This window comes from Streptomyces endophyticus, assembly GCF_035798155.1.
In the GTDB taxonomy this organism is placed as follows: domain Bacteria; phylum Actinomycetota; class Actinomycetes; order Streptomycetales; family Streptomycetaceae; genus Streptomyces; species Streptomyces endophyticus.
The window spans coordinates 39637-65867 of sequence record NZ_JAOZYC010000123.1 but is presented as its reverse complement, the minus strand read 5'-3'; the positions used below and the strand labels follow the sequence as shown (position 1 = coordinate 65867).

At 72.0% G+C, this 26231-nt stretch carries 21 protein-coding genes; 9 read left to right on the top strand and 12 right to left on the bottom strand.

The features are described from left to right. Positions 1-42: 42 nt before the first annotated feature. The gene (locus OKJ99_RS20235; protein WP_326018264.1) at positions 43-948 is read right to left on the bottom strand and encodes a hypothetical protein; all 906 of its coding nucleotides are present in this window, start codon (positions 946-948) and stop codon (positions 43-45) included. 194 nt (positions 949-1142) lie between these two features. Between OKJ99_RS20235 and OKJ99_RS20230 the strand changes: the two genes are divergently transcribed. After that, positions 1143-3404: a heavy metal translocating P-type ATPase gene (locus OKJ99_RS20230; protein ID WP_326018262.1), complete on the top strand. Its 2262-nt coding sequence runs from the start codon at positions 1143-1145 to the stop codon at positions 3402-3404. A 246-nt stretch (positions 3405-3650) separates the two neighbouring features. Further along, positions 3651-4718, top strand: coding sequence for a glycosyltransferase 87 family protein (locus tag OKJ99_RS20225; protein ID WP_326018321.1), 1068 nt, complete (start codon positions 3651-3653; stop codon positions 4716-4718). Between the two features lie 9 nt (positions 4719-4727). Here OKJ99_RS20225 and OKJ99_RS20220 read toward each other — a convergent pair whose 3' ends face one another. Both OKJ99_RS20220 and OKJ99_RS20215 read right to left on the bottom strand, forming a co-directional pair. After that, entirely contained in the window at positions 4728-6371 is a 1644-nt protein-coding gene (locus tag OKJ99_RS20220) for a DNA repair helicase XPB (protein ID WP_326018261.1), read from the bottom strand. 63 nt (positions 6372-6434) lie between these two features. Beyond that, positions 6435-8891 (bottom strand): helicase C-terminal domain-containing protein, encoded by a 2457-nt coding sequence (locus OKJ99_RS20215; RefSeq protein WP_326018260.1) that lies wholly within the window; start codon positions 8889-8891, stop codon positions 6435-6437. 219 nt (positions 8892-9110) lie between these two features. On the opposite strand from OKJ99_RS20215, the gene OKJ99_RS20210 reads away from it, so the two are divergent. Then, the gene (locus tag OKJ99_RS20210; RefSeq protein ID WP_326018258.1) at positions 9111-10172 is read left to right on the top strand and encodes a hypothetical protein; all 1062 of its coding nucleotides are present in this window, start codon (positions 9111-9113) and stop codon (positions 10170-10172) included. 26 nt (positions 10173-10198) lie between these two features. On the opposite strand, the gene OKJ99_RS20205 is transcribed toward OKJ99_RS20210, so the two are convergent. Further along, positions 10199-11164, bottom strand: coding sequence for an iron-siderophore ABC transporter substrate-binding protein (locus OKJ99_RS20205; protein WP_326018256.1), 966 nt, complete (start codon positions 11162-11164; stop codon positions 10199-10201). 66 nt (positions 11165-11230) lie between these two features. On the opposite strand from OKJ99_RS20205, the gene OKJ99_RS20200 reads away from it, so the two are divergent. After that, entirely contained in the window at positions 11231-11866 is a 636-nt protein-coding gene (locus tag OKJ99_RS20200; RefSeq protein ID WP_326018255.1) for an HAD family hydrolase, read from the top strand. A gap of 13 nt (positions 11867-11879) precedes the next feature. On the opposite strand, the gene OKJ99_RS20195 is transcribed toward OKJ99_RS20200, so the two are convergent. After that, positions 11880-12140: a hypothetical protein gene (locus OKJ99_RS20195; protein ID WP_326018252.1), complete on the bottom strand. Its 261-nt coding sequence runs from the start codon at positions 12138-12140 to the stop codon at positions 11880-11882. Between the two features lie 207 nt (positions 12141-12347). Between OKJ99_RS20195 and OKJ99_RS20190 the strand changes: the two genes are divergently transcribed. Next, entirely contained in the window at positions 12348-12731 is a 384-nt protein-coding gene (locus tag OKJ99_RS20190; protein WP_326018251.1) for a cold-shock protein, read from the top strand. 4 nt (positions 12732-12735) lie between these two features. Here OKJ99_RS20190 and OKJ99_RS20185 read toward each other — a convergent pair whose 3' ends face one another. From OKJ99_RS20185 to OKJ99_RS20170, 4 genes are all read right to left on the bottom strand, one after another. Beyond that, positions 12736-13599 (bottom strand): 1,4-dihydroxy-6-naphthoate synthase, encoded by an 864-nt coding sequence (locus OKJ99_RS20185; RefSeq protein WP_326018249.1) that lies wholly within the window; start codon positions 13597-13599, stop codon positions 12736-12738. Further along, positions 13596-14288 (bottom strand): futalosine hydrolase, encoded by a 693-nt coding sequence (locus OKJ99_RS20180; protein WP_326018247.1) that lies wholly within the window; start codon positions 14286-14288, stop codon positions 13596-13598. The genes OKJ99_RS20185 and OKJ99_RS20180 overlap by 4 nt, the downstream gene beginning before the upstream one ends. Then, the gene (locus OKJ99_RS20175) at positions 14258-14734 is read right to left on the bottom strand and encodes a DUF2771 domain-containing protein (protein ID WP_326018245.1); all 477 of its coding nucleotides are present in this window, start codon (positions 14732-14734) and stop codon (positions 14258-14260) included. The genes OKJ99_RS20180 and OKJ99_RS20175 overlap by 31 nt, the downstream gene beginning before the upstream one ends. Before the next feature lie 78 nt (positions 14735-14812). Next, positions 14813-16219, bottom strand: coding sequence for an MFS transporter (locus OKJ99_RS20170; protein WP_407700728.1), 1407 nt, complete (start codon positions 16217-16219; stop codon positions 14813-14815). Between the two features lie 302 nt (positions 16220-16521). Between OKJ99_RS20170 and OKJ99_RS20165 the strand changes: the two genes are divergently transcribed. Together OKJ99_RS20165 and OKJ99_RS20160 are read left to right on the top strand one after the other, a co-directional pair. Beyond that, positions 16522-17451 carry a DUF3027 domain-containing protein gene (locus tag OKJ99_RS20165; RefSeq protein ID WP_326018243.1) on the top strand — a complete coding sequence of 310 codons (930 nt, stop codon included), beginning with the start codon at positions 16522-16524 and terminating at the stop codon, positions 17449-17451. A 180-nt stretch (positions 17452-17631) separates the two neighbouring features. Then, positions 17632-20895 (top strand): sacsin N-terminal ATP-binding-like domain-containing protein, encoded by a 3264-nt coding sequence (locus OKJ99_RS20160; protein WP_326018242.1) that lies wholly within the window; start codon positions 17632-17634, stop codon positions 20893-20895. Positions 20896-20973: 78 nt separating this feature from the next. Here OKJ99_RS20160 and OKJ99_RS20155 read toward each other — a convergent pair whose 3' ends face one another. Together OKJ99_RS20155 and OKJ99_RS20150 are read right to left on the bottom strand one after the other, a co-directional pair. Continuing rightward, positions 20974-23403 carry a cation-translocating P-type ATPase gene (locus tag OKJ99_RS20155; RefSeq protein WP_326018241.1) on the bottom strand — a complete coding sequence of 810 codons (2430 nt, stop codon included), beginning with the start codon at positions 23401-23403 and terminating at the stop codon, positions 20974-20976. Between the two features lie 30 nt (positions 23404-23433). Next, a complete protein-coding gene (locus OKJ99_RS20150) occupies positions 23434-23718 on the bottom strand; it encodes a DUF2530 domain-containing protein (protein WP_326018240.1) in 285 nt (94 codons plus the stop codon). A gap of 239 nt (positions 23719-23957) precedes the next feature. Between OKJ99_RS20150 and OKJ99_RS20145 the strand changes: the two genes are divergently transcribed. Then, positions 23958-25412, top strand: a complete 1455-nt coding sequence (locus tag OKJ99_RS20145; protein WP_326018238.1) for an NCS2 family permease — start codon at positions 23958-23960, stop codon at positions 25410-25412. Positions 25413-25419: 7 nt separating this feature from the next. On the opposite strand, the gene OKJ99_RS20140 is transcribed toward OKJ99_RS20145, so the two are convergent. Further along, positions 25420-25608, bottom strand: coding sequence for a ribbon-helix-helix protein, CopG family (locus OKJ99_RS20140; RefSeq protein WP_266712647.1), 189 nt, complete (start codon positions 25606-25608; stop codon positions 25420-25422). A gap of 176 nt (positions 25609-25784) precedes the next feature. Between OKJ99_RS20140 and OKJ99_RS20135 the strand changes: the two genes are divergently transcribed. Continuing rightward, complete coding sequence (locus tag OKJ99_RS20135) at positions 25785-26222, top strand: MarR family winged helix-turn-helix transcriptional regulator (protein WP_326018234.1); 438 nt, start codon at positions 25785-25787, stop codon at positions 26220-26222. Positions 26223-26231 lie beyond the last annotated feature (9 nt).

The window sequence follows — 26231 nt, the reverse complement described above, 5'->3', positions numbered from 1 at the left end:
CCGGGGCACCGGAGACAGGTCTAGTCCAATGTCCCGCTCAGCCTACGCCGCGTGCACCGTGAACGCAGCTGTCCGCACCTCGCCGTCGTGCTTGAAATCGAGGAAGAGCCGGTACGTTCCCGCGCTGGGAGCGGTCGCGGTGAAGGCGACCTTCGGGCCCGGCCTGCCCTCGTGCGGGTGGACGTGCAGGTAGGCCAGGTCACCCGAGCGCAGCGCGACCAGATGCCCGTAGGCGCCGAGGTAGGGCTCCAGGTCGGTGACGGGCCTGCCGTCCTTGCTGACGCTGAGCGCGAGCTCGCTCGCGGCGCCCGCCTTCAGCTCGCCGTCCACCCGGACCTCGTAGCCGTCCGCGACGCGCGCCGTCGTGGAGTGCTCCGGCAGCGGTTCGGGCTTGTACGTCCCCGCGACGCCGAGGCCGGCGCCGAGGGTGAGGCCCTTCTCCTCGCCACGCGGCGTGAAGTCGGCGAACACGCGATAGTCGCCCGCCTTGGGGAGCGAGACCGGCGTCGACCAGGTTCCGTCGGCGGCCCGCACCGGGTGCAGATGGCGGTACGCGGTCAGATCGCGCGAGGCGACGATCAAATGCAGCTCCTTGCCGTGCTCCTTCTTGTACGAGGTCACGGGCTTTCCGGCGCCGTGCCCGCCGTCCTTGCGGATGGTGAAGCGCAGCTCGCCCGTCCGGTCGGGGAGGCGGTCCCGTTCCAGGTCGAGCGTGTAGCCGCGCTCGGAGACCTGGAGCCCGCCGGGGGTGACATCGGCCGCGGCGCCCGCCTCGGCGTGGCCACCGTGCTCCGGCTCCGCGTCCTTCTCGGTGGAGCCGTGCTCGTCGTGCGCGGCCGGCCGCTTCTCGGCGACGACCGGGTCCGCCGCGCTTCCCACCCCGTACGCGGTGCCGAAGGTGGCGGCTGCTGCCGCGGCGAAGGCGGCGATCTTGAGGCCGGTCTGCATGGTGGGCTCCTCGGACGAGGCCCGTGAGGGCGGTTTCGGATGCTGCGCTTTCGGGCGCTGTGCTGTAGTCATGAAGATACCCCTGGGGGGTATGAAGTCAAGCCGGAGACCGCCTTGCTTACGATACCCCCTAGGGGTATAAATGGATCAGATCACGGGTACCCGACCCGGGTACCATGACCGAAGGAGGCATCATGTCGGCGCACACCGTCGCCCCGCCAGCGCAGGTGGAACTCGCCATTGGCGGCATGACCTGCGCGTCGTGCGCCGCGCGTGTCGAGAAGAAGCTCAACCGGATGGACGGCGTCGAGGCGACCGTCAACTACGCCACCGAGAAGGCGAAGGTCAGCTTCGCGGACGGCGTCGAGGTCGCCGACCTCATCGCGACGGTCGAGGCCACCGGCTACTCGGCGCAGGAGCCCACGCCCCCCGCGGTCGCCGGCGAACAGGCCCCCGAGGCCGCCGCCGACGAGCTCCGCCCGCTGCGCCAGCGCCTGATCACCGCGGTGCTGCTCGCCGCGCCCGTCATCGCGATGGCCATGATCCCGGCCCTCCAGTTCGAGTACTGGCAGTGGCTGTCCCTGACGCTGACCGCGCCCGTCGTGGTCTACGCGGCCTGGCCCTTCCACAAGGCGGCGTTCACGAACGCGCGGCACGGCGCCGCGACCATGGACACGCTGATCTCACTGGGCACATCGGCCGCGTTCCTGTGGTCGCTGTGGGCCCTGTTCTTCGGCACGGCCGGTGAGCCCGGAATGACACACCCCTTCGAGCTGACGATCGGGCGCGGCGACGGCGCGGGGAACATCTATCTGGAGGCCGCCGCGGGCGTCACCGCCTTCATCCTCGCGGGCCGCTACTTCGAGGCCCGCTCCAAGCGGAAGGCGGGCGCCGCGCTCAGGGCGCTGCTCGAACTCGGCGCGAAGGACGTCACCGTCCTCCATGACGGCGGCCACGAAATGACCATCCCCGTGGCGGAGTTGAAGGTCGGCGACCGGTTCCTCGTCCGGCCCGGCGAGAAGATCGCCACCGACGGCACCGTCGTCGATGGCTCCTCCGCCGTGGACGCCTCCATGCTCACCGGCGAGTCCGTACCGGTCGAGGTCGCGGTCGGCGACGCCGTCACCGGAGCCACGCTCAACGTCGGCGGACGCCTCGTCGTCGAGACCACCCGGGTCGGCTCCGACACCCAGCTCTCCCGGATGGCGAGGCTCGTCGAGGACGCGCAGAACGGCAAGGCCGCCGCCCAGCGGCTCGCGGACCGCATTTCCGGGGTCTTCGTCCCGGTCGTCATCGCCCTCGCCGTCGCCACCCTCGGCTTCTGGCTGGGCAACGGCGCCGGCTGGACCGCGGCCTTCACCGCCGCCGTCGCCGTACTGATCATCGCCTGCCCGTGCGCCCTCGGGCTCGCGACGCCCACCGCCCTCATGGTCGGCACGGGGCGCGGCGCCCAGCTCGGCATCCTGATCAAGGGCCCGGAGGTCCTGGAGTCGACCCGGGCCGTCGACACGATCGTCCTCGACAAGACCGGAACCGTCACCACCGGACGTATGACGCTGCTCGGCGCGCACACCGCCGAGGGCGTCGAGCGGGCCGAAGTGCTGCGCCTCGCCGGGGCGTTGGAGCACGCGTCCGAGCACCCGATCGCGCAGGCCGTGGCGGCGGGCGCGGCGGCCGAGGTCGGCACGCTGCCGACGCCGGAGGACTTCGTGAACGTCGCCGGGCTCGGCGTCCAGGGGGTCGTGGACAGGCACGCGGTGCTGGTCGGGCGCGAGCAGTTGCTGAAGGAGTGGGAGATCCACCTCCCGGAGGCGCTCGCCAAGGCGAAGGCCGAGGCCGAGGCGGCCGGGCGTACGGCGATCGCCGTGGCCTGGGACGGTGAGGCGCGCGCGGTCCTGGAGGTCGCCGACGCGGTGAAGGAGACCAGCGCGGAGGCCGTCCGGCGGCTGCGGGGGCTCGGGCTTCGGCCGGTGCTGCTGACCGGGGACAACGAGGCGGTGGCCCGTTCCGTGGCGGCGGAGGTCGGCATCACGGATCCGGCGGACGTCATCGCGGAGGTGCTTCCGCAGGACAAGGTCGACGTCGTCAAGCGCCTTCAGGGCGAGGGGCGTTCGGTGGCCATGGTCGGCGACGGCGTCAACGACGCGGCGGCGCTCGCGCAGGCCGACCTCGGGCTCGCGATGGGCACGGGGACGGATGCGGCGATCGAGGCGGGGGACCTCACGCTCGTACGGGGGGATCTGCGGGCGGCGGTCGATGCGATTCGGCTCTCGCGGCGGACGTTGGGCACGATCAAGAGCAACCTGTTCTGGGCCTTCGCGTACAACGTGGCGGCGTTGCCGCTTGCCGCGGCGGGGTTGTTGAATCCGATGATCGCGGGGGCGGCGATGGCCTTTTCGTCGGTGTTCGTGGTCGGGAACAGTCTGCGGCTGCGGCGGTTCCGGGGGAGTTTCTAGCGTGTGCGCGGCAACGGGGTTGCGGTCCCGGGGCTCTGCCCCGGACCCCGCTGCTCAATCGCCGCAGGGGCTTGAATGGCTCACCCGTGGCAGGGGCTTGATGGGCCCGCTCGCCACAGAGGGGTGAATGGCGCGGTCGCGCGGGTGACTGACGTAGCGTCACGTGTCGTGACCGCCCGTAGCTTCCTGCTTCTCGTCGTCTCCGTAGCCGCGTTCCTTGCTCTCTGCGTCCTCCAGTCCGCCCCCATGGCGGACGTTCTCGTCTATCGGGCCGAGGGGGCCGCCGTGCTCGCCGGGGGTGGCGATCTGTACGGGTTCACGGTCACCGACTGGCAACTCCCCGCCACTTACCCGCCGTTCGCGGCGCTGCTCTTCGTGCCGACGGCGTGGGTTCCGCTGACCGTGCTCAAGGCCGTCTTCCTGCTCGGCAACATCGCGCTGGTCGTGGTGCTGGTACGGCTGTCCTGCCGGCTCGCGGGGCTGCGGGTGTCGGGGGCGGCGGTGTGCGCGGTCGCCGCGCTCGCGCTGTGGCTCGAACCGGTCTTCCAGACGGTGCTGTTCGGGCAGATCAACCTCGCGCTGGCGTGCCTGATCCTGTGGGATCTGACGCGGCCGCCCGGCGCGCCCGGCAAGGGCATCGCGCTCGGCATCGCGACCGGCATCAAGCTCACGCCCGCCGTCTTCATCGTGTACCTGTTCCTGGCGGGGAGGCGGCGGGAGGCGGCACACGCGGTGGCCGGGTTCGCCGGCACCGTCGTGGTGGGAGCGTTCGTCCTGCCGTACGCCAGTGGGGAGTTCTGGACGCGGCGGCTCTACGAGACGGGGCGGGTCGGCAAGGCGTGGATCGTCGACAACCAGTCCTTGCAGGGGCTGGTCGCGCGGGTGCTGCACACCGCCGAACCGGGGTTGCTGTGGGCCGTGCCGGCCGGGCTCGTCGCGGTGGTGGGGCTGTACGCGGCCGTGCGGTGGGCGCGCCGCGAGTCACACGGGGTGGTGCTCACGGCGTTCACCGCGCTGCTCGTCTCGCCCATCAGCTGGTCGCACCACTGGGTGTGGTGCGTGCCGCTGATCGCGGTGGTGTGGGCCGAGGGGCGGCGTCGTACGGCGTGGGTGCTCGCGGCCCTCTTCACGGCCCGCACCATGTGGCTGCTGCCGCACCAGGGAAACCTGGACCTCCACCTCACCTGGTGGCAACAACCCCTGTCCTCCCCGTACGCCCTACTCGGCTGCGCCGTGGTATTTCAAGCCTCTGCGGCGATTGAGCAGTGGGGTCCGGGGCGGAGCCCCGTGGCGTGGGGCGCCGGTACCCGGTAGGACGACGGGTCAGCTCTCCGCCAGGAGTTCGTCCGCGTCGACGATCCGGTAGGCATACCCCTGTTCCGCCAAGAATCGCTGCCGGTGAGCCGCGAAGTCCTGGTCGATGGTGTCGCGGGCGACGACCGAGTAGAAGCGCGCCTCATGGCCGTCCGCCTTCGGACGCAGCACCCGGCCGAGCCGCTGGGCCTCCTCCTGGCGCGAGCCGAACGTGCCGGACACCTGGATCGCGACCGTCGCCTCCGGCAGGTCGATGGAGAAGTTCGCGACCTTGGAGACGACCAGGACGTTGATCTCGCCCTGCCGGAACGCCTCGAAGAGCTTCTCGCGCACCGCGTTCGTCGTCTCGCCCTTGATGACCGGCACGTCCAGGTGCTCGCCCAGCTCGTCGAGCTGGTCGATGTACTGGCCGATGACGAGCGTCTGCTCACCCGTGTGCTTGCGGACCAGCGCCTCCGTCACCTTCTGCTTCGTCGCCGTCGTCGCGCAGAACCGGTACTTCTCCTCGGGCTCGGCGGTGGCGTAGGCGAGCCGCTCGGAGTCCGTCAGGTTCACGCGGACCTCGACGCAGTCGGCGGGCGCGATGTAGCCCTGCGCCTCGATCTCCTTCCACGGAGCGTCGAACCGCTTGGGGCCGATCAGCGAGAACACGTCGGACTCGCGCCCGTCCTCGCGTACGAGGGTGGCGGTGAGGCCGAGGCGGCGGCGGGCCTGGAGGTCGGCGGTGAACTTGAAGACCGGCGCGGGCAGCAGGTGCACCTCGTCGTAGACGACGAGGCCCCAGTCGCGGGAGTCGAACAGCTCCAGGTGCGGGTACACACCCTTCCGCTTCGTCGTCAGGACCTGGTACGTGGCGATGGTGACCGGGCGGATCTCCTTCTTCGTACCGCTGTACTCGCCGATCTCCTCCTCGGTCAGCGACGTCCGCCTGATCAGCTCGTGCTTCCACTGGCGGGCCGAGACGGTGTTCGTGACGAGGATCAGCGTGGTCGCCTTGGCCTCGGCCATGGCCCCGGCGCCGACGAGCGTCTTACCGGCGCCGCAGGGGAGCACGACGACACCGGACCCGCCGTGCCAGAAGTTCTCCACGGCCTGCTTCTGGTACGGGCGCAGGGACCACTCGGTCTCGTCGAGCGCGATCTCGTGCGCCTCGCCGTCCACGTACCCGGCGAGGTCCTCGGCCGGCCAGCCCAGCTTCAGCAGCGTCTGCTTGATCTGCCCGCGCTCGGAGGGGTGCACGGCGACGGTGTCGGCGTCGAGGCGGGCGCCGACCAGCGGCTGGATCCGCTTCGAGCGGAGGATCTCCTCCAGGACCGGCCGGTCGGTGCTCGTGAGCACCAGACCGTGCGCCGGGTGCTTGCTCAGCGTGAGCCGCCCGTAGCGGTCCATCGTCTCGGCGATGTCGACGAGCAGCGCGTGCGGCACGGGGTACCGGCTGAACTCCACCAGCGCGTCCACGACCTGTTCCGCGTCGTGCCCGGCGGCCCGCGCGTTCCACAGCCCGAGCGGCGTCACCCGGTAGGTGTGGATGTGCTCGGGAGCCCGCTCCAGCTCGGCGAACGAGGCGATGGCCCGGCGGCAGGCGTCGGCCTTCTCGTGGTCGACCTCGAGGAGCAGGGTCTTGTCGCTCTGGACGATGAGTGGACCGTTCACGTACGCACTTCCTTCCGCACGGGCCAAACGTCCAGTGTGCCGCATCCCGGCGGGCGGGTGGCGTCACTGCTCGGAGAGCTCCGCCACCCCCGTCACCCGGTGCAGCGGATAGGTGCGGACCTCGTCGGCCGTGTGGTCGTAGGCCGTGACGAAGCCGCCCTCTACGCGGACGGGGGCGATGACGCGCTGGCTCGCGGCGCCCTCCGCGTTGACGTAGCCGATCCAGAGGGCCTCGCCGGTGAGGACCGCGGCCTGCATCGTGGCGAGGGTCTCGGCGGAGCCGGTGCGCGGCAGCTCGCCGTTGCCGGGGTGGGCGGGGGCCTGCTTGCGCGGTGCGGTGGAGGCGGCGTCGCCCGCGCGGATCGCCCGCAGCGCCGCTTCGATGAGGGTGTCGTCGGGCAGCGGCGGGCCGTCGGGGACCGGGTCGGGCGCGGTGCGGGGCGGCGTGCGGTGGGCGTGTGCGCGGGCGATCAGGACGTCGCCCTCGGGGGTCTCGGCGGCCGGGGCGAAGCCCATGGAGCGCAGGCCTTCGAGGAGCGTGCCGGGGTCGGCCTGGGCCGCGAGGACGGTCGGCGCCAGGCGGCGCAGGCGCAGCGGCACGGACCGCCGGTCCGCCAGGATCTCGCCGAGCACGGCGTCGTCGTCGCAGCGCACGTACGCGGAGGCCGCGCCGATCCGCAGATGGCCGTGGCGGCGGGCGACGTCGTCGATGAGGTAGGCGAGGGGCTGCGGGACGGGCGTACGGGAGTGCTGGGTGAGGAAGGTCTGGAGGTCGGATGCCGTGCGGCCGGCGTCGAGCGCGCGGCGCACGGAGCCCGGCGTGAAGCGGTAGACCGTCGCGCCGCCCTTCGACTCGACGTCCGCGATGACGGAGAGGGCGTCCGCGAGCGGGCGCTCCAGGGGGCCCGGCGCGACCGCCGTGAGGTCGGCCTGGAGCAGGACGTGGTCCAGCGGTTCGGGGAGCAGCGGTGCGAGGAGCTTCGCGGCGCGGGCCGCGGTGAGGGCCGCTTCGGCGGGGGTGAGGGGGTGCGGGGCGGCGTGCTCGTCGTCCGCGGCCCGGAGCAGCGCCCTGCCGTGTGCCGAGAGGGCGCCGCGGCCGGTGACGCCGAGCAGCTCGGCCTCGGCGAGCGTCCACTGGGCGAGGCGGGTGCGCAGGTCGAGGGCGGCCGGGGACGGGCGCTCCCAGGTGAGGCGTTCGGTCACGGAGTCGGGCTCGGGGGAGGCGCCCTCCGGCAGCTCGTCGAGCAGCAGGGCGAGGACCCGGCCCCGTACCTCGGGAGCCGCGGAACGGTCCAGGTGCGGGCCGAGGGCGGACAGCGTTCTGTCCTTGCTGTCACGGCCGCCGACCAGGCCCGCGGTGCGGGTCGCGGGCAGCCACGCCGCGGCGAGCCGCTCCCAGCGCTCGGCGGGCGGCAGCAGCACCCACTCGTCGTACGCGGGGGTCGCGGCGTAGCGCTCGTCGGCCTCGCCGTCGGGGGCCAACAGGCCTGCCGCGTAGGCGAGTTCGACCCAGAAGGCGGCGGTCTGCTCGGTGGTGTCGAGGGCGACGGCGGTGCGCTTGAGGTCGCGGACGCTGAGGCCGCCCGCGCGGAGCACGGCGGGCCCGCCCTCGTCCCAGTCCTTCAGCAGCTCCTCGACGGTCGACACCGCCGTGTACGCCTCGGCGGCCGCCGCCGCGTCCACAACCTGTGGACGGTGCGCCGCCTTCTCCCGCAGGGGTGGCGCGAGCGGTTCGAGTACGCGGTGGGCGCGGCCGCCGCGCAGATGCAGCGCCGTCTCGCGCGGCAGCACCACGGTGCCGGGGTTCGTCGGCACGAGCAGGCCGCGGTCGAGCAACCACCGCAGGTGCGCCGCCGGTTGGGCCGTGACCTGGCCGTACGGCGGGCCCCAGACCAGCCGGTTCAGCACGTCGATGGACTCGGTCGGCGCCTCGTCGAGCAGCGCCGACATACGGGTCGGGTCGGTGAAGAGGGCGGTGAGCGCGGCCACGGCCGACACCGGGTCGTGCGTCGACGGCAGGCCCGCCGCCGCGACGATCTCCTGCACACGTCCCGGCGACATCCCGGACGTGACCTCGGCGACGGTCGGGCCGAGGCCGGTCGGGGACGGGTGCTGGGGGGTGGGCGCGAGCAGTTCGCGGGCGGTGCGGACGAGGCGCAGCTGGTCGTCGTCGGCGCCCCAGATGAGGGCCTGGCCGCGCAGCGTGGCGACGGCGCGGGGGAGCGCGGCGGCGGAATCCTCGCCGGGGAGGAGGGTCTCCAGCGTTTCGTACGTCGTCGGGTCGGGGGCCACCGCGAGGGCCTGCGCCACCTGCTGCGTGTACCGGTCGAGGCGTTCGAGGGCGCGGATCACCGAGGCGCGGGTGCCGGCGCGGGTGGCGAGCTGCGTCATGTCGTTCGGCACGGGGCCGAGCAGATCGGGGCGGGCGCGCAGGAGCGCCGCGAGGGACCCGTCGTCGCGCGCGCGGAGCGCTTCCGCGAGGGAGCGGGGTGCTGCGGCGGTCGTCTGCTCGTCGCTCATCCACCCACGTTAGCGGCCCCGACGCGCAGCACGGCCGTTACGCCCACGGGGCTCCGCCCCGGACCCCGCTGCTCAATCGCCGCAGGGGCTTGATATTTCAAGCCCCGCCGGCGATTGAGGCGCGGGGTCCGGGGCAGAGCCCCGTGACCGGGGGACGGTCGACCACGAGCATTCGCGATACCGTCGACAAGTCAACAGCGCCACCCCGGAGGGGACTTCGTGGGGATCGAGAGTGATCAGATCGTCTTCGACTACCTGAGCAAGGTCGGAGACCTGGCCCAGTCGCGCCAACTGCCGTCGTCCACCCGCATGCGCCTCGTCGCGGACCTGCGCACCGAGATCGACCGGCGCCGCGCGTCGGCCGGCGCCGAGAGCCCGGCCGCCGTGCGCAGGCTGATCGGCCGGATCGGCACGCCGGACCAGATCGTCGCCGGTGCGAAGGACGGCGACGGCACCTACGACTTCGGCGACGCGGGCGACGAGCCCGAGCAGGCCAGGGGCACCCTCGGCCGGATCGTGCCGAAGTCCCGCGCACCCCGCGCACCCCGCACACGCCGCAAGGCGGCGCCGGACGAGCCGCCCGTGGCCGCGGACGAAGGACCGATGCCCGTGCACCTCGCGGGCACCGACGAGCTGGGCACGATCGAGACCGCCGACTGGTGGCGCGCCGGGGGCGGCATACCGGGCACCGAGGTCGAGGACGTGCCGGGGTTCGTCGGAGGCATAGAGATCCCGGACATACTCAAGCCGCCGGGAGCGGGCCGCGGCCCCGACCTCCGTAAGCGCCCGATCCCCGAACCGGCCAGGGCCGAGGACGAGTACGAAGAGGAGGAGGACGAGGAGGACGACGACGTCGAGGACGCGGAGTCCGGCGCCCGGGTCCGCCGTCTCTTCCGGCCCCGCCGCGCGGCCGACCGCGTCCCCCGCGCCTCCTTCGGCCGCTCCTTCAACCAGCCCTTCCTGCTGCTCGCCGCCCTCGCCCTGGTCGTCGGCGCCGTACTCGGCAACATCCTTGTGCTGCTGATCGGCTGGGCCGTCATCTATCTGTCCCGGCAGCTGACCCTCGGGCAGAAGAAGTGGGCGGTGTTCGGCCTGCCGGGGCTCGCCGCGCTCTCCGGCCTCGTCTGGTTGTGGGGGCGCGGTGACGGGCGGTGGGGCGATCCGATCGCCGACGGCCGGCTGAGCGGCGCGCTCGACGAGACGTGGCCGTGGGTGCTGCGCTGCGCGGCGTTCGCCTCGGCGCTCTATCTGGTGTGGCGGGCCCGCGCACCCAGGCTGTAGACCCGCCCCCCCCCGCACCCCTCGCCTCACCGCACCGCCAGATCCGACTCCAGCTCCGAGAGGATCTGGCCGGCCGCCGTGTAGCCGACGCCCTGGGCCCACAGTTCGTCGGCGACGTTGTAGACCCGGCTGTCCCGCACCGCCCTGATGCCGCGCCACTGGCCGCTCGTGGTCGCCTCCGCGACCTTGGCCAGGCCCGGATTCCCGTACGTGGACGTGAAGATGGCGTCCGCGTCCGCCCTGCCGATCTCCTCGGGCCCCACGTCGTACGAGAGGCCGCCCCTGGCCTGCCGCGTGATCGCGGGTCGGCCGAGGCCCACGTCGGACAGGACCCTGCCCGCGGGGGTCCGCCTGCCGGAGATGCGGATGTCGGAGCCCGCGACGAACCGGAGGACGTTGACCTCGGTCCGCGCCGCCGCGCCCGCCCCGCCGACTGCCTTGGTGACGGCGGCGACGTGCTTCCTGTACGTGGCCGCGACCTGCTTGGCCCGCGCCTTCTCGCCGAGCGCGTCGGCGTGCACGAGGAAGTTCCGCTTCCACGCGGCGTCGGCGGACCCGGTGAGGACGGTGGGGGCGATCGCGCCGAGCTGTTTGTAGCGGCGACCGTCGTGGGCCTTGTCGCCGATGATCAGGTCAGGCTTCAGCCCGGCGATCTTCTTGAGGTCGGGGCTTTCGCGCTCGCCGACCTCGGCGATGCCCTTGGTCTTCGCCGCGGGCAGGTACGAGAGGAAGGGCTGGTCGGTACCGGCCCGGGTGGCCCCCACGGGCCGCACGCCGAGCGTGATCGCCGAGTCGAGCCCCGCGGTGTTCAGGACGACCACGCGCTCGGGGAGGTTCTTGACCTTGACGCCGCCCATGGCGGTGTCGACCGTGTGGCTGCCGGAGGCCTTGGCGGTGGGCTTGGCGGCGCTCCCGCCGTCGTCCGAGCTACAGGCGGAGAGGGTGAGCGCGAGGGCGACGGCGGCACCGAGCGCGAGGCGGGTGTGGTTCATGGGGGCCCATGGTGCCCCTGGGATCGCCTTCGGGGAAGCCGTCACCGGGGAGGCAGAATGATCCCCATGGCCCCTCACGCAGACCCCACGCCCACCGGCCCCACCATCGGCTTCGATCTCGACATGACGCTGATCGACTCCCGGCCCGGCATCCGCGCCACCTGGGTCGCGCTCTCCGAGGAGACCGGGATGCGGATCGACGCGGACCTGATCGTCTCCCGCCTGGGACCGCCGCTGACCGACGAGTTGGCGCACTGGTGCCCTCAGGAGCAGATCCCGGCGATGGCCGACCGCTACCGTGAGATGTATCCCACATACGCGATCGAGCCGACGCTGCCGATGGCGGGCGTGCGCGAGACCATCGCCGCCGTGCACGCGGCGGGCGGCCGGGCGATCGTCGTCACCGCCAAGTTCGAGCCGAACGCCAAGCTGCACCTGGCGCACCTCGGCATCGACGCGGACGCCGTCATCGGCGACCTGTGGGCCGAGGGCAAGGGCCACGCGCTGCGCGAGCACGGCGCGAGCGTCTACGTCGGCGACCATGTCGGCGACGTACGCGGGGCACGCACCGCGAACGCCCTGTCCGTGGGCGTGACGACAGGACCGTGCGACGCCGCCGAACTGCGGGAGGCGGGCGCCGACGTGGTGCTGAAGGACCTGACCGAGTTCCCGGCCTGGCTGGAGGGTTACACCAAGGGCTAGGAACCGACAGGTCCTAGGTCGTCGCGCGCGCCTGACGGCGTTGCGCGGCGACGCCGCGGAGCACCCCGGCCGCGGCGACGATGAACCCGACGCCCATCAGCATGCACACCGCGTAGGAAATGGGCGGGAACGGGTCGGTGTGGAGGAACAGCGGCGCCACCGTGACGAGGGTGGCGATCGCCCCCACGATGAAGACGATGCCGCCGGCTTTCACGAGGCCGTCGCCGGGGCCGGTCTCGGCCGAAGCGGAATTGGCTTGGGTTTTGTCGCGCACTCCACCAGGGTAGTTCCCAGCGCAGAGAGACAAACACGGGACGAGCCCCCCACGGGCACAGACCAGCGAGCGAACCCCCAGGCGACATCTTGTCACCGGGCCCGAGACCAATAGTCTTGGTGACGGCGGGTCGGACCACGGCCCGCCGTCCTGCTATCCAGACCCGTATCCCAGCGTTTTCATCTAGTACGAGGACGAGGACTTCACGTGCCTACCGGCAAGGTCAAGTGGTTCAACAGCGAGAAGGGCTTCGGCTTCCTCTCCCGCGACGACGGCGGCGACGTCTTCGTGCATTCCTCCGTACTTCCCGCAGGCGTGGACGCCCTCAAGCCCGGCCAGCGGGTCGAGTTCGGGGTGGTCGCAGGACAGCGCGGCGATCAGGCGCTCTCGGTCGCGATTCTGGACCCGACGCCTTCCGTCGCGGCGGCGCAGCGCCGCAAGCCGGACGAACTGGCGTCGATCGTCCAGGACTTGACGACGCTGCTCGAGAACATCACACCGATGCTGGAGCGCGGCCGCTACCCCGACAAGGCCGCGGGCGCGAAGATCGCCGGCCTGCTGCGGGCGGTGGCGGACCAGCTGGACGTCTGAGCCGCTACGGGAAGGACAGCGCGTCCGGCGCGAGCGCCGGGACCAGGCCCTCCGCGGCGGCCCGGGTCAGCAGACCACGGATCGCCGCGTAGCCGTCCTCGCCGAGGTCGGCCGTGAACTCGTTGACGTACAGGCCGATGTGCTGGTCGGCGACGGCCGGGTCCATCTCCTGCGCGTGCGCCATGACGTACGGGCGGCTGGCCTCGGGGTCGTCCCAGGCCATCCGTACCGACGTGCGCACGGCGTCCGCGTAGGAGCGCAGCTTGTCGGCGCCGAGGTCGCGGCGGGCGATGATCGCGCCGAGCGGGATCGGCAGACCCGTCGTGGCCTCCCAGTGCTCGCCCATGTCGGCGAGCTTGTGCAGGCCGTAGTTCTGGTACGTGAAGCGGGCCTCGTGGATGACGAGTCCGGCGTCGACCTTGCCGTCGCGCACGGCGGGCATGATCTCGTGGAACGGCATGACGACGATCTCGCCGACGCCGCCACCGGGCACGACGTCCGCGGCCCAGAGCCGGAACAGCAGATAGGCGGTGGAGGTCTCGCTCGGCACCGCGACGCGCTTGTCGGAGAGGTCCACGCCCGCCTCGCGGGTGAGAACGAGGGGTCCGCAACCACGCCCGAGCGCGCCGCCGCACGGCAGCAGCGCGTAGTCGTCGAGGACGTACGGCAGGACCGCGTACGACACCTTGAGGAGCTCGTAGGCGTCCTCGCGGCGTTCGGCGACGCCGTTGGTGATGTCGATGTCGGCGAAGGTCACGTCGAGCGCGGGGGCGCCGGGGACGCGGCCGTGGGCCCAGGCGTCGAAGACGAAGGTGTCGTTCGGGCAGGGCGAGAAGGCGATGCGGGTGGGGTCCGTCGTATCCGTCATGTGTTCTTCCAACTCTCCAGTACGGGCGCGGTCTTCCCGAAGGCGGAGGCCAGCGCGGCGAGCGCGTCACCGATGCGCCAGGCATCGCGGTCGCGCGGCCCGACGGCGTTGGAGACGGCGCGTATCTCGGCCACCGGCACACCGTGCGCGGCGGCGGCCTCGGCGACCCCGAAACCCTCCATCGCCTCGGCCACGGCGCCGGGGTGGCGCTGGGCGAGCAGCGCGGCGCGGTCGGCGGTGCCGGTGACCGTGGAGACGGTGAGCACGGTGCCGACCGTGGCGGAGGCCGCCGACGCGAGGTCCCTTACGAGGGACTCCGGGGGCGTGTGGGTGACGGTGCCGAAACCGAGTTCGGTGACGGGGACGAAGCCCTCGGCGGTCTCGGCGCCCAGATCGGCGACGGTGATCGCGTCCGCGACCAGGACCGCGCCGGGCGCGGCCGTGAAGCCGCCGCCGATGCCGGCCGAGACGACCAGCGTGTACGGGGTGCCCGCGAGTTCGGCCCTGGTGAGCGCGGTCGCGGTGCCTGCGGCCGCCGCGGCGGGACCCACGCCGACCGCTGTGACATCAAGCGCGGGGTGGTCGTGCAGCGCACCCGCCACCGCGTCCCGTTCGGCCGGGACGGCGGTGGCGATCAGTACATGTGCCGCGGTATTCGTCAGCTGTCCTTCTCGAGCTTGAACGACCACAGGCCGTACGCCTTGGAGTTGCCGCCCGACAGGATCGTGACGGTCGTCGCGGAGCCGGAGGCACCGTACTGCTGGTTGAAGAAGACGCTGCCGGGAACCGTGCGGTACGTCTTCTTGCTGGCGTCCGTGAGCGGCTGACCGTTCATCAGGAGCGTCCAGCCCTTGTCGGCGATCTCCGGGTCGACACCGAAGCGGACCGTGGCGTCCGGGTCCACCTTGATGGACTTGGCGTCCTTGTCCTTCAGGCAGCCCTGCAACTCGGTCGGCTTCAGCGGGTCGCCGTCGTTGTAGCAGCTGGCCTCGGAGTTCACCGAGTTGCGGTCCACCGTGACGGTGGCCATCGGCGTCGGCTTGTCGCAGGCGGAGAGGACGAGGAGCCCGGCGCCGACGGCACCGACTGCGGCAACGGCGCGGCGGTGGCGCGCAACAAAACGCTGGGAGGTCATGGCGGAAGGCTATCTGGCGCCACCGCTCCCGCTCCGAGTGGGGGAGCGGGTGTCGCGTTTGCGCCTTGAAGACACGGCCTACGCCACGCGTGCCCGACCGGTGGGCCCGGCGTGGCGCGCCGAGGACAGCAGGCCGCGCACCGTGGAGAGCCAGCCCACCGCCACGACGGCCGCCGCGACACACAGCCCGAGCACCCCGTTCAGCGGCAGCGCGATCCCGATCGCCCCGCCCACCACCCACGCCATCTGCAACAACGTCTCCGACCGGGCGAACGCGGACGTACGCACCGCCTCCGGGACGTCCCGCTGGATCGTCGCGTCGAGGGACAGCTTGGCGAGCGCCTGCGCGAACCCGGCGACCGCGCCCAGACACGCCATCATGAGTGTGCTGAAGAAGACCGCGGACAGGACGGCCACGCCGAGCACCACCGCGAGCACCGTCACGATGATGACCTCGGGGGCCCGCGCCTTCAGCCACGCCCCGACCGCCGTGCCCAGCGCGTTCCCCGCCCCCGCCGACACGCCCACCAGGGCGAGCGAGACGGCCGCGCTCTGCCCGGTCAGCGGATGCTCGCGCAGCAGGAACGCCAGGAAGAAGATGAGGAAGCCGGACAGACAGCGCAGCGTGGCGTTCGCGGCGAGAGCGTGGGTGACGGCCGGGCCGACCGTCCGCAGGCCCGGCCTGCGCGCCCTGGTCCGGGCGGGCCCGTGCAGATGCGCCTCGTCCGCCGCGAGCAGCGCCTTGCTCTCGCCCCGCGCCGAGTCCACCTTGTGCGGCATCGAGTACGACAGGAAGATCCCGCACACGTACAGCACGAAGGCCCCGTACAGCGGCCAGCGCGGACCGATCGCCTGGAGTCCCGCCCCGACCGGCGCCGCAGCGCCCGTGGCGAGCAGCCCGCCGAGCGTGACCCGCGAGTTCGCCTTCACCAGCGAGAAGCGGGGTGGCAGGAGGCGTGGCACGACCGCCGAGCGCACCACTCCGTACGCCTTCGAGGCGACGAGGACGCCGAGCGCCGCCGGATACAGCTGGAGCCCGCCGCCCGCCACGGCGCCCGCGAGAACGAGGGCGAGCAGCGCCCGCGCCAGCATCGACGCGGCCATCGCGGCGCGCCGCCCGTGCGGCAGCCGGTCGAGCAGCGGCCCGATGACGGGCGCGAGGAGGGTGAAGGGCGCCATGGTGATCGCGAGATACAGGGCGACCCGGCCGCGCGCCTCGTCCGTCGGCACGGAGAAGAACACCGTGGAGGCGAGGGCGACCGTGATCATGACGTCGCCCGCGCCGTTCACCGCGTGCAGCTCGATCAGCTTCCCGAGCCCCGACTCGCCCGCGCCGTGCGCGTGCGTCGCCTTGCGGATGCCGCGTGCGGTGCCGGTGAAAGGGAGGTGCAGAGCGCGGCCGATTCTGCGAAGGGGGCTCGGCGTGTCCGACGCGCGCGACGACGAACCCGAAGACGACTTGAACGACGACCTACCGGCAGCCACGCAGTCATGGTGCCCCTTGTTCGGGTGTACTAGTGCCGTTATGGACACGCTGGTCGCCTTTCCGGCCAGGTGCGCCTCGTACGTCGGTGTGGGCGCAGCGCGTCAGACGAGGTAGCGTGCGTAGCGCGCCCGCGGCGGTTGTTCTCGGCCGCGCGCCTCTCGGCCATCCCGCAGAATGGATGGCGTAGGCGCGCCCGGAACGTCGGGCGCGGACGTCGACGCGGCCCCCAGGTCCGCTCCGTCCGCGCTCCCGCACACAGGATGGCGCACTCGTGAGACGGCGTAGGAGAGAAGCGATACCTGTGAGCGCAGCGACAACGCGAAGCCGCACCCCGGACCGCCTGTGCGCCGAGGCGGTGGACATCGCCCGGGCCGCGGCCGAGGAGGCTGCCGCACCGGGGGTGGTCGGGGAGCACGTGGAGACGGTCGTCGAGGGCGACCGAGTCGTCACGCACCTCTTCGAGTGCAAGGACTTCGGCTACCGGGGCTGGCGCTGGGCGGCCACCGTGGCCCGCGCCTCCCGTGCCAAGTACGTCACGCTCGACGAGGTCGTGCTGCTGCCCGGGCCCGACGCCCTCCTGGCACCCGAGTGGGTGCCGTGGAGCGAGCGGCTCCGCCCCGGAGACCTCGGCCCCGGCGATCTGCTGCCGACCGAGTCCGACGATCTGCGCCTGGAACCCGGCTACACCGGCGAGGACGCGCCGCCGCCGAACTCACCCGTGTCCGAGGACATGGCGGAGCTCGTCGAGGCCGAGGACGTCGAGATCACCGAGGGCCCCGTGTCGGCGCTCCCGGTCGCGCCGTCCCGTGGCTCGATCGCCGCGGTCGCCGAGGAACTGGGCCTGCGCCGCGAGCGGGTTCTGTCCCGGTACGGGCTGCATGTCGCGGCCGACCGCTGGGAGGAGTCCTTCGGGGCGAAGACCCCCATGGCACAGGCGGCCCCCGCCACCTGCGTCTCCTGCGGCTTCCTGGCGAAGATCGGCGGCTCGCTCGGCCAGGCCTTCGGCGTCTGCGCCAACGAGTTCGCCCCGGCGGACGGCCGTGTGGTCTCCCTGTCGTACGGCTGCGGTGGCCACTCCGAGGCGGCCGTCATGCCGAAGGCCCCGAGGCCGCCCCTCCCGGTGATCGACGAAACGGTCGTCGACACGTTCCCGCTCCGCGTGGAACCGGACGCCGGCTCAGTCGGCGCGACCGCCTCCGGCGACGCCAACGACGACCTGGGACACTCGTAGGCTTTGAGCCCCGGGGGCGGGTGAGCAATTTAAGCCCCGCTCTGGGACGAGAGCCAGCGGGGTCCGGGGCGGAGCCCCGCGACCGCAACCCCGGTGCGGCCGCATGCTGCCGGTGGCACGGGGAACTCTGCGCGATACGGTTCGGCCGATCACGACCCACCCCGCCCAGAGGAGTCACCCGTGAGCGTCAGCAGACCTGCACCGGAGGGCGTCGACCCGTTCGGCACCGCACGGCTGCGCCACACCGTGCTCCAAGCATGGGCCGGCAGCGCCGCCCGTTTCCGGGAGGACGCCAACGCCGAGGAGGACCTCGCGCTCGGCGGCTACCGCGACCGCCTCGTCGTCGAACTCGCCCAGAACGCGGCGGACGCCGCCGCACGGGCCGGTGTCGAGGGCCGCCTCGCACTCACCTTGAAGGACGGCGTGCTCGCCGCCGCCAACACCGGCGCCCCGCTGGACGCGGCCGGCGTCGAGTCGCTGTCCACGCTGCGGGCCTCCGCGAAGCGGGAGGACACGAGCGGCGCGGTGGGCCGGTTCGGTGTCGGCTTCGCGGCCGTGCTCTCCGTCTCCGACGAGCCCGCGGTGGTCGGCCGGAGCGGGGGTGTGCGCTGGTCCCTGACGGACGCGCGGCTCGCCGCGTCGGACACGGCGCTGCGCAGCCCCGACCTCGGCGACGAGCTGCGCCGCCGGGACGGGCACGTGCCGCTTCTGAGGCTGCCGTTCGCGGCGGAGGGCTCCGCGCCGGATCCGTACGACACGGTGGTCATCCTTCCGTTGCGGGATGCGGCGGCGGAGGCGCTTGCCGTGCGGCTGCTCGACGGGGTGGACGACACGCTTCTGCTTGCCCTGCCGGGGTTGACGGAGGTCGTGATCACGACGGATTCGGGTACGCGAACCTTGCGTCGCACGGACGAGGCGCCCTACGTGGTGATCACGGACACGGGGTCGACGCCACGGGGCTCCGCCCCGGACCCCGCGCCTCAATCGCCGGCGGGGCTTGATACAGCCGGTCCCGACTTGGGCAATCTGCCGCCTGGGGCGGCAGGGTGGGCAAGGCGGCCCACGGTGCCGCGCGCCGATACGACGGCCCCCGCCACGCGATACCGCATCCTCACCCGTACCGGTGCGCTCGATGCCTCGCTGCTGGCCGACCGGCCCGTAGAGGAGAGGTTGCGGCCGCACTGGGCCGTGACCTGGGCCGTGCCGGTCGACGCCGAGGGGGCGCCGCTGAGGCCGCGCAGCGAACCCGTGCTGTACGCGCCCACCCCCAGCGACGAGGCCGTCGGGGTGCCCGCCCTGCTCATCGCCTCGTTCCCGCTGGACACGGCGCGGCGGCACGTCGCCCCCGGGCCGCTCACCGACTTCCTCACCGAGCGCGCCGCCGACGCGTACGCGGAGCTGCTCGGCGGCTGGAGCCCGGTGGGCCCCGGCATCCTCGACCTCGTGCCCGGGCCGCTCGGCAGGAGCGAGCTGGACGGGGCCCTGCGCGCCGCCGTCCTGGAGCGGCTGCCGCGCACCGCGTTCCTGCCCCCGGCGGTCGAACCGGGTGACGAGGAGGACGACGACCGGCCCACCGCGCTCAAGCCCCGGGACGCCGAGGTCGTCGAGGGCGCGGGCGCCGACACCGTGCGGGTCCTCGCCGACGTGCTGCCCAGCCTGCTGCCCGCAGGTCTCGAACGGCGCGTGGAACTGCGGACGTTGGGCGTCGCCCGGGTCCCGCTGACCGAGGCGGTCGACCGGCTGGCCGGTCTCGAGAAGGAGCCCGGCTGGTGGCGGCGGCTGTACGAGTCGCTGTCCGGCGTCGACCCGGACCGGCTCAGCGGGCTGCCCGTGCCGCTCGCCGGCGGCCGCACCACCATCGGCCCGCGCCAGGTGCTGCTTCCCACAGCGGAGGCCTCCGCGGTCCCCGGTGAGGCGCTCGGCCGGCTCGGCCTCAAGGTCGCGCACGCCGACGCCGCGCACCCGCTCCTGGAGAAGCTGGGCGCCCTGCCCGCCACCGCGCGAGCCGTCCTGCGGACCCCGCAGGTGCGCGCCGCGGTCGCCGCGTCACTCGACGACGAGGCGTCCGCCTGGGACGACGACACCACGCTGGACGCCGACGAGTTGGCCGACGTCGTCCTCACCCTCGTACGCGACGCCCATCTCGACGTGGGCGACGAACCGTGGCTCGGCGCGCTCGCCCTCCCCGACGACGAGGGCGAACTCGCCCCGGCCGCCGAGCTGCTGCTCCCCGGCAGCCCGATCGCCGAGGTGCTGCGCGAGGACGAACTGCCCTTCGTGGACGGTGAGCTGGCCGAGCGCTGGGGGCAGCAGCCGCTCGCCGCGTGCGGCGTGCTCGCGACCTTCGCGCTCGTCCGCGCCACCGACATCGTCCTCGACCCCGACGAACTCGACCCGCGCGAAGGCGACTTCCCCGAGCCGGACGACGCCGGGCTCCTCGACGCCGTCGACGTGTGGTGCGAGGACGCCCTCGACCGGCTGCCCGACACCCCCGTCCCGCCGGTCGCCACCGAACTCATCGCCGTACGCGACCTGGACCTGGTCGACGAGGACCGCTGGCCGCAGGCGCTCAAGCTGCTCTCGCGGCCGCCGCTGCGGGACGCCCTCACCCAGCCGGTCCGCGTGCTGCTGCCCGACGGCACCCACGAGCTGGTCCGCCCGTACACGGCCTGGTGGCTGCGCGGGAACCCGGTACTCGGCGGGCGCCGGCCCGCCGGTCTGCGCGCCGAGGGCGGGGACCCGCTGCTCATCGGCCTGTACGAGCCCGCCGACGCCGCCGGATTCGACGACGAGCAGGTCCTGCGCGCCCTCGGCGTCCGCACCTCCGTCGCCGCGCTGCTCGACGAGCCCGGTGGCGCCGCGGAACTCCTCGACCGCCTCGCCGACCCCGACCGCCCGGTCGAAGCCACGCAACTCCACGCTCTCTACGGCAGGTTGGCCGACCTCGACCCCGATCAGGTCACCCTGCCCGACGAGTTGCGTGCCGTACGCGACGGGGAGGTCGTGATCGTCGACGCCCGTGACGCACTCGTCGCCGACGCGCCCGACCTCATCCCGCTCACCGAGGGCCGCGCGCTCCTCCCGGTCACCCCGTCGAAGGCGGCGCACCTCGCGGAGCTGTTCCAGGTGCGGCGCCTGAGCGAGGCCGTGGACACGGGGGCGGTCGAGGGCGGCGACGTGCACGACGTGCCCGAATCCGTGCGCGTCCTGCTCGGGTCCGCGACCCCGGCCTCGTACGTCGAGCACGAGGAGCTGTACGTCTCCGACGTCGAGGTCGACTGGTGCCGGACGGCCGACGGGGTGGTGCACGCGGCGACGTTGGAGGGCGTCGCGGCGGGTCTCGCGTGGGCGGCGGGTCAGTGGCCCCGGCGGTTCGAGGTCGCGGCGTTGATCGAGGACCCGTCCCGTACGGGTGAGCTCGCGCGGGACCGGTGGTTCGACTAGACACGCGGCAACGGCGTTACGCCCCGGGGCTCCGCCCCGGACCCCGCTGGCTCTCGTCCCAGAGCGGGGCTTGTTTGGTCATGCCGGAAACCTGCGCCCCACCCACCGCCACACGAACTCCAACGCGCACGCCGCAACCCCCGCCACCCCGACGGCAGTCCACGGCATGACCGACCCCACCAGCCTCAACGCGAAGAACTCCTGCAGCCACGGCACCACAAGAACCAGCAGGAAACCGAACGCCATCGCCGCGACAAGCCCCACCCGCCACCACGTGTACGGCCGGGCGATGATCGCGAGCACCCACATCGAGATCAGGAAGAGCGTCAGCGTCGCCGAGCTGGTCTCCGCGGCGAGCGCGCCCGAACCCGCGTAGTAGTGCCGGGCGATCAGATACATCACGAACGTGGCGACCCCGGCGACGGCCCCGCCGGGAATCGCGTACCGCATCACCCGACGGACGAAATTCGGCCGGGCCCGCTCCTTGTTGGGCGCGAGGGCCAGGAAGAACGCCGGGACACCGATCGTCAGGGTCGACAGGAGCGTCAAGTGCCGTGGCAGGAAGGGGTATTCCACCTGGAAGCAGACCACGAGCAGCGCGAGGATCACCGAGTAGACCGTCTTCACCAGGAAGAGGGTGGCCACGCGCGTGATGTTGCCGATGACCCGGCGGCCCTCCGCGACCACTGACGGCAGCGTCGCGAACGAGTTGTTGAGCAGCACGATCTGGGCGACCGCGCGGGTGGCCTCGGAACCCGAGCCCATGGACACCCCGATGTCGGCGTCCTTCAGCGCCAGCACGTCGTTGACGCCGTCGCCGGTCATCGCGACCGTGTGCCCGTGCGCCTGGAGCGCGCCCACCATGTCCCGCTTCTGCTGCGGCGTCACCCGGCCGAACACCGTGCCGTCGTCGAGCGCGTCGGCCAGCTCCTCCGGGTCCTTGGGCAGCGCCCGGGCGTCGACGGTCTGGCCCTCCAGCCCCAGCGTCGCGGCGACGGCGCCCACCGACACCGCGTTGTCACCGGAGATGACCTTGGCCCGCACGTCCTGCTCGGCGAAGTAGCGGAGCGTGTCCCCGGCGTCGGGGCGGAGGCGTTGTTCGAGAACGACGAGGGCGGTCGGTTCGGCGCTCTCCACGACGCCCGGACCCTCCAGACCCTCGGGCGCGCGGGCGAGCAGCAGCACCCGCAGCCCCCGCAGGTTGAGCTCCTCGGTCGCCGCGAGCGCCGGGTCGTCCGCGGGCAGCAGCACGTCCGGCGCCCCGAGCAGCCACGCGCTGCCCGTCCCGTTGCCCTCGCTGAAGGCGGCGCCGCTGTACTTGCGCGCGGAGGAAAACGGCAGTGCCTCGGTGCAGCGCCAGTCCTCGCTGTCCGGGTACGCGTCGATGATCGCCTGGAGGGAGGCGTTGGGCCGCGGATCGGACTCGCCGAGAGCGCCGAGCACCTTCCGTACGTAGGCCTCGTCGCTTTCGCTTTCGCCGTCGCTTTCGCCGAGCAGCCGCAGCTCGTGGACGTCCATGCCGCCCTCGGTGAGCGTGCCCGTCTTGTCGAGGCAGACCGTGTCGACGCGGGCCAGGCCCTCGATCGCGGGCAGCTCCTGCACCAGGCACTGCTGGCGGCCGAGCCGGATCACCCCGATCGCGAAGGCGACGGAGGTGAGCAGGACGAGGCCCTCGGGGACCATCGGCACGATGCCGCCGACGGTGCGCGCGATCGAGTCCTTGAGGTCGTTGTCCTTGACCACGAGCTGGCTGATGATCAGGCCGAGCGCGGTCGGGATCATCATCCACTGCACGTACTTGAGGATCGTGGAGATGCCGGAGCGCAGCTCGGAGTGGACGAGTGTGAACCGGCTCGCCTCCTCGGCCAGCTGCGCCGCGTACGCCTCGCGCCCGACCTTCGTCGCGGTGAACGCGCCGCCGCCCGCGACCACGAAGGAGCCCGACATGACCTCGTCGCCGGGCTGTTTGACGACCGGGTCGGCCTCGCCGGTCAGCAGCGACTCGTCGATCTCCAGGCCGTCGGCCTCCGCGCAGGTACCGTCCACGACGATCTTGTCGCCCGGGCCGATCTCGATGAGGTCGCCGAGCACGATCTCGGAGGTGGGGACGGCGACGGCGTTCCCGTCGCGCCGCACCGTCGGCCGGGCCTCGCCGATCACGGCGAGCGAGTCCAGGGTCTGCTTCGCCCGCCACTCCTGGATGATGCCGATGCCGGTGTTGGCCAGGATCACGAACCCGAAGAGGCTGTCCTGGATCGGCGCGACGCAGAGCATGATCACCCAGAGCACACCGATGATCGCGTTGAACCGGGTGAAGACGTTGGCGCGCACGATCTCCGTCACGGACCGCGAGCTGCGCACGGGTACGTCGTTGACCTCGCCCCGTGCGACCCGCTCGGCGACCTCGGCCCGCGTGAGGCCGGTCGCCCGTGACGGCATCGGTGTCGGGGCGACGGGTTCGCCCGGATCGCCCGGATCGAGCTCCGCTCCCGCGTCGATGTGCGTCATGAAAACGACGGTACGGGCGATTTCGGGGGTTTACCCCTCGGGTGTGGAAACCTCACGGTCCGTGACCGCCGCGGCGGCCGCCCGCTTGAGCGCGGCGTCGCGCCCCCGGACGTACCAGATCCCGATCAGGCCGAGCCCGGCACCGGCCAGGCAGCACCACACCCACCACGTGATCCCGCGGTCCTGGAACCACCCGTAGAACGGCAGCTGTGCGAGGAAGAGGACGAACCAGAGGATCGTGCCACCCGTGATGGTGGCGACCACGGGCCCCTCAAGGGGTTCCGGTGCCTCGTGCTTCGGGATCCACTTCGCCATGCGCACAGTTTACGAGGACCCGACGACAACCCGGTACAAGCCCCTCACCGCAAGGGTCTACGCGCGGAGATAGCAAATTCGGCCTCATATGTTCATACTGAAACAGCCTGAGTATGGCGACTTCTGTTCGTATGAAACACCAGTGGAACTTCGGGGAAACCCGTCGGTGACCACACGACGACCAGACTCGATCACGCACCCCGCCCGCATTTCACTGCTGAATACCGCTGAGGTCATCCATGTCCACTTCGGCCACCGCCCCGGTCGATGTCAACGACTCGCCGCCGCCGGCCCCGAAGAACGGCTTCGACCGCTACTTCAAGATCACCGAGCGCGGTTCGACCATCCCGCGTGAGATCCGTGGCGGCCTCGCCACGTTCTTCGCGATGGCGTACATCATCGTGCTGAACCCGATCATCCTCGGTGGCGCGAAGGACATGTACGGGCACCAGCTGGACAACGGCCAGCTGGTCACCGCGACCGCGCTGACCGCCGCGTTCACCACGCTCCTCATGGGCGTCATCGGCAACGTGCCGATCGCGCTCGCGGCGGGCCTCGGCGTGAACACGGTCGTCGCCCTGCAGCTCGCGCCGCGCATGTCCTGGCCCGACGCGATGGGCATGGTCGTCCTCGCGGGCTTCGTCGTGATGCTGCTCGTCGCCACCGGCCTGCGTGAGCGGGTCATGAACGCCGTGCCGTACAGCCTGCGCAAGGGCATCGCGATCGGCATCGGCCTGTTCATCCTGCTGATCGGCCTCGTCGACTCCGGCTTCGTGACGCGCATGCCGGACGCCGCGCAGACCACGGTGCCGCTGCAGCTCGGCACCGGCGGTCACCTGATGGGCTGGCCGGTCCTGGTCTTCGTGCTCGGTGTGCTGCTGACCCTGGCCCTGCTCGTGCGCAAGGTGCCCGGCGCGATCCTGCTCGCGATCGTCGTCATGACGGTCGTCGCGCTGATCATCAACGCCGTCGCGGACATCGACCCGGCCTCGTGGGGCCTGACCGTGCCGTCCTGGCCCGGCAACCCGGTCGCCAGCCCGGACTTCTCGCTCGTGGGGCAGGTCAGCCTGTTCGGCGGCTTCGACAAGGTCGGCGTCCTGACCGGCATCCTGTTCGTCTTCACCGTGCTGCTGTCGTGCTTCTTCGACGCCATGGGCACGATCATGGGCATCAGCGACGAGGCCAAGCTGACCGACGAGCACGGTCAGATGCCCGGCATGAACAAGGTGCTGTTCATCGACGGCATCGCCGTCGCCGCCGGTGGCGCCTCGTCCTCCTCGGCCACCACCTGCTTCGTGGAGTCCACGGCCGGCGTCGGCGAGGGTGCCCGTACGGGCCTCGCCAACGTCGTCACCGGCGCGCTCTTCGCGGTCGCGCTGTTCCTCACACCGGTCGTCACGATGGTCCCGTCCCAGGCGGCCACGCCCGCGCTCGTCGCGGTCGGGTTCCTGATCCTGGCCGGCGGAATCCGTGAGATCGACTGGAACGACTGGACGATCGCCATCCCCGCGTTCATCACGATGCTGATGATGCCGTTCACGTACTCGATCACGAACGGCATCGGCATGGGCTTCATCAGCTTCACCGTGCTGCGCGTGGTCGCGGGCCGGGCCAAGGAGGTGCCGGCCGCGATGTACGCCGTCTCCGCCGTGTTCGTCTTCTACTACCTGATGCCGGCACTCGGCCTCACGTAGTCGCGCCTTACGTAGTCACGTCTCCGTAGAACCGCTCCGTCTCCTCGACGGCAGTCTTGAAGCGTTCGTCGAAGTCGTCCCGAATGAGCGTCCGGACCACATAGTCCTGGACGCTCATTCCTCTTTTCGCGGCATGCACCTTGAGCCGGTCGAGCAGCTCACCGTCGATCCGCAGACTGAGCACTGTCGATCCCATACGGACAGGGTCGCCGGGCTCCGCGACCTGTTGCGTCACTTTCCGCGTCCGGCTCACTCGTATGGGTGATGAAACTTTTCTGCACTCCTGGCGCAGGTGAAGAGGTGGTGGGGATCACGGACGCGTGCCGTGCGTCGGGTAGTAGTTAGACATAGTAATGAGTTACGCTAACGAACATGCCAGACCTCTCCCATGGCGGCGATGCAGCCGCCGTGAACTCCCTGCGTTCCGCAGTGATGCGCCTGTCGCGTCGGCTCAAGCACCAGCGGGTCGACGAATCGCTGAGTCCCACCGAGATGTCGGTGCTCGGCACCCTCGCCGGATGCGGCTCCGCGACACCGGGTGAGTTGGCCCGCAAGGAGCATGTGCAGCCGCCGTCGATGACCAGAATCGTCGCGCTCCTCGAGGCCAAGGGACTGGTCCGGCTGGAACCTCACCCCGAGGACCGCCGGCAGAAGGTCGTCACCTCCACCGAGCAGGCCGAGGCCATGCTCAAGGAGAGCCGCCGCAAGCGGAACGCCTGGCTGGCCAACCTCGCCGAGGGGCTCGACGAGGACGACTGGGCCAAGCTGCGCGAGGCCGCACCCGTCCTGGAGAAGCTCGCCCACCTCTGAGCACGACAA

Coding starts and splice junctions, on each gene's coding strand:
- OKJ99_RS20235 (WP_326018264.1), bottom strand. CDS start 948: ATGCAGACCGGCCTCAAGATCGCCGCCTTCGCCGCGGCAGCAGCCGCC.
- OKJ99_RS20230 (WP_326018262.1), top strand. CDS start 1,143: ATGTCGGCGCACACCGTCGCCCCGCCAGCGCAGGTGGAACTCGCCATT.
- OKJ99_RS20225 (WP_326018321.1), top strand. CDS start 3,651: ATGGCGGACGTTCTCGTCTATCGGGCCGAGGGGGCCGCCGTGCTCGCC.
- OKJ99_RS20215 (WP_326018260.1), bottom strand. CDS start 8,891: ATGAGCGACGAGCAGACGACCGCCGCAGCACCCCGCTCCCTCGCGGAA.
- OKJ99_RS20205 (WP_326018256.1), bottom strand. CDS start 11,164: ATGAACCACACCCGCCTCGCGCTCGGTGCCGCCGTCGCCCTCGCGCTC.
- OKJ99_RS20200 (WP_326018255.1), top strand. CDS start 11,231: ATGGCCCCTCACGCAGACCCCACGCCCACCGGCCCCACCATCGGCTTC.
- OKJ99_RS20185 (WP_326018249.1), bottom strand. CDS start 13,599: ATGACGGATACGACGGACCCCACCCGCATCGCCTTCTCGCCCTGCCCG.
- OKJ99_RS20175 (WP_326018245.1), bottom strand. CDS start 14,734: ATGACCTCCCAGCGTTTTGTTGCGCGCCACCGCCGCGCCGTTGCCGCA.
- OKJ99_RS20155 (WP_326018241.1), bottom strand. CDS start 23,403: ATGACGCACATCGACGCGGGAGCGGAGCTCGATCCGGGCGATCCGGGC.
- OKJ99_RS20150 (WP_326018240.1), bottom strand. CDS start 23,718: ATGGCGAAGTGGATCCCGAAGCACGAGGCACCGGAACCCCTTGAGGGG.
- OKJ99_RS20145 (WP_326018238.1), top strand. CDS start 23,958: ATGTCCACTTCGGCCACCGCCCCGGTCGATGTCAACGACTCGCCGCCG.
- OKJ99_RS20140 (WP_266712647.1), bottom strand. CDS start 25,608: ATGGGATCGACAGTGCTCAGTCTGCGGATCGACGGTGAGCTGCTCGAC.
- OKJ99_RS20135 (WP_326018234.1), top strand. CDS start 25,785: ATGCCAGACCTCTCCCATGGCGGCGATGCAGCCGCCGTGAACTCCCTG.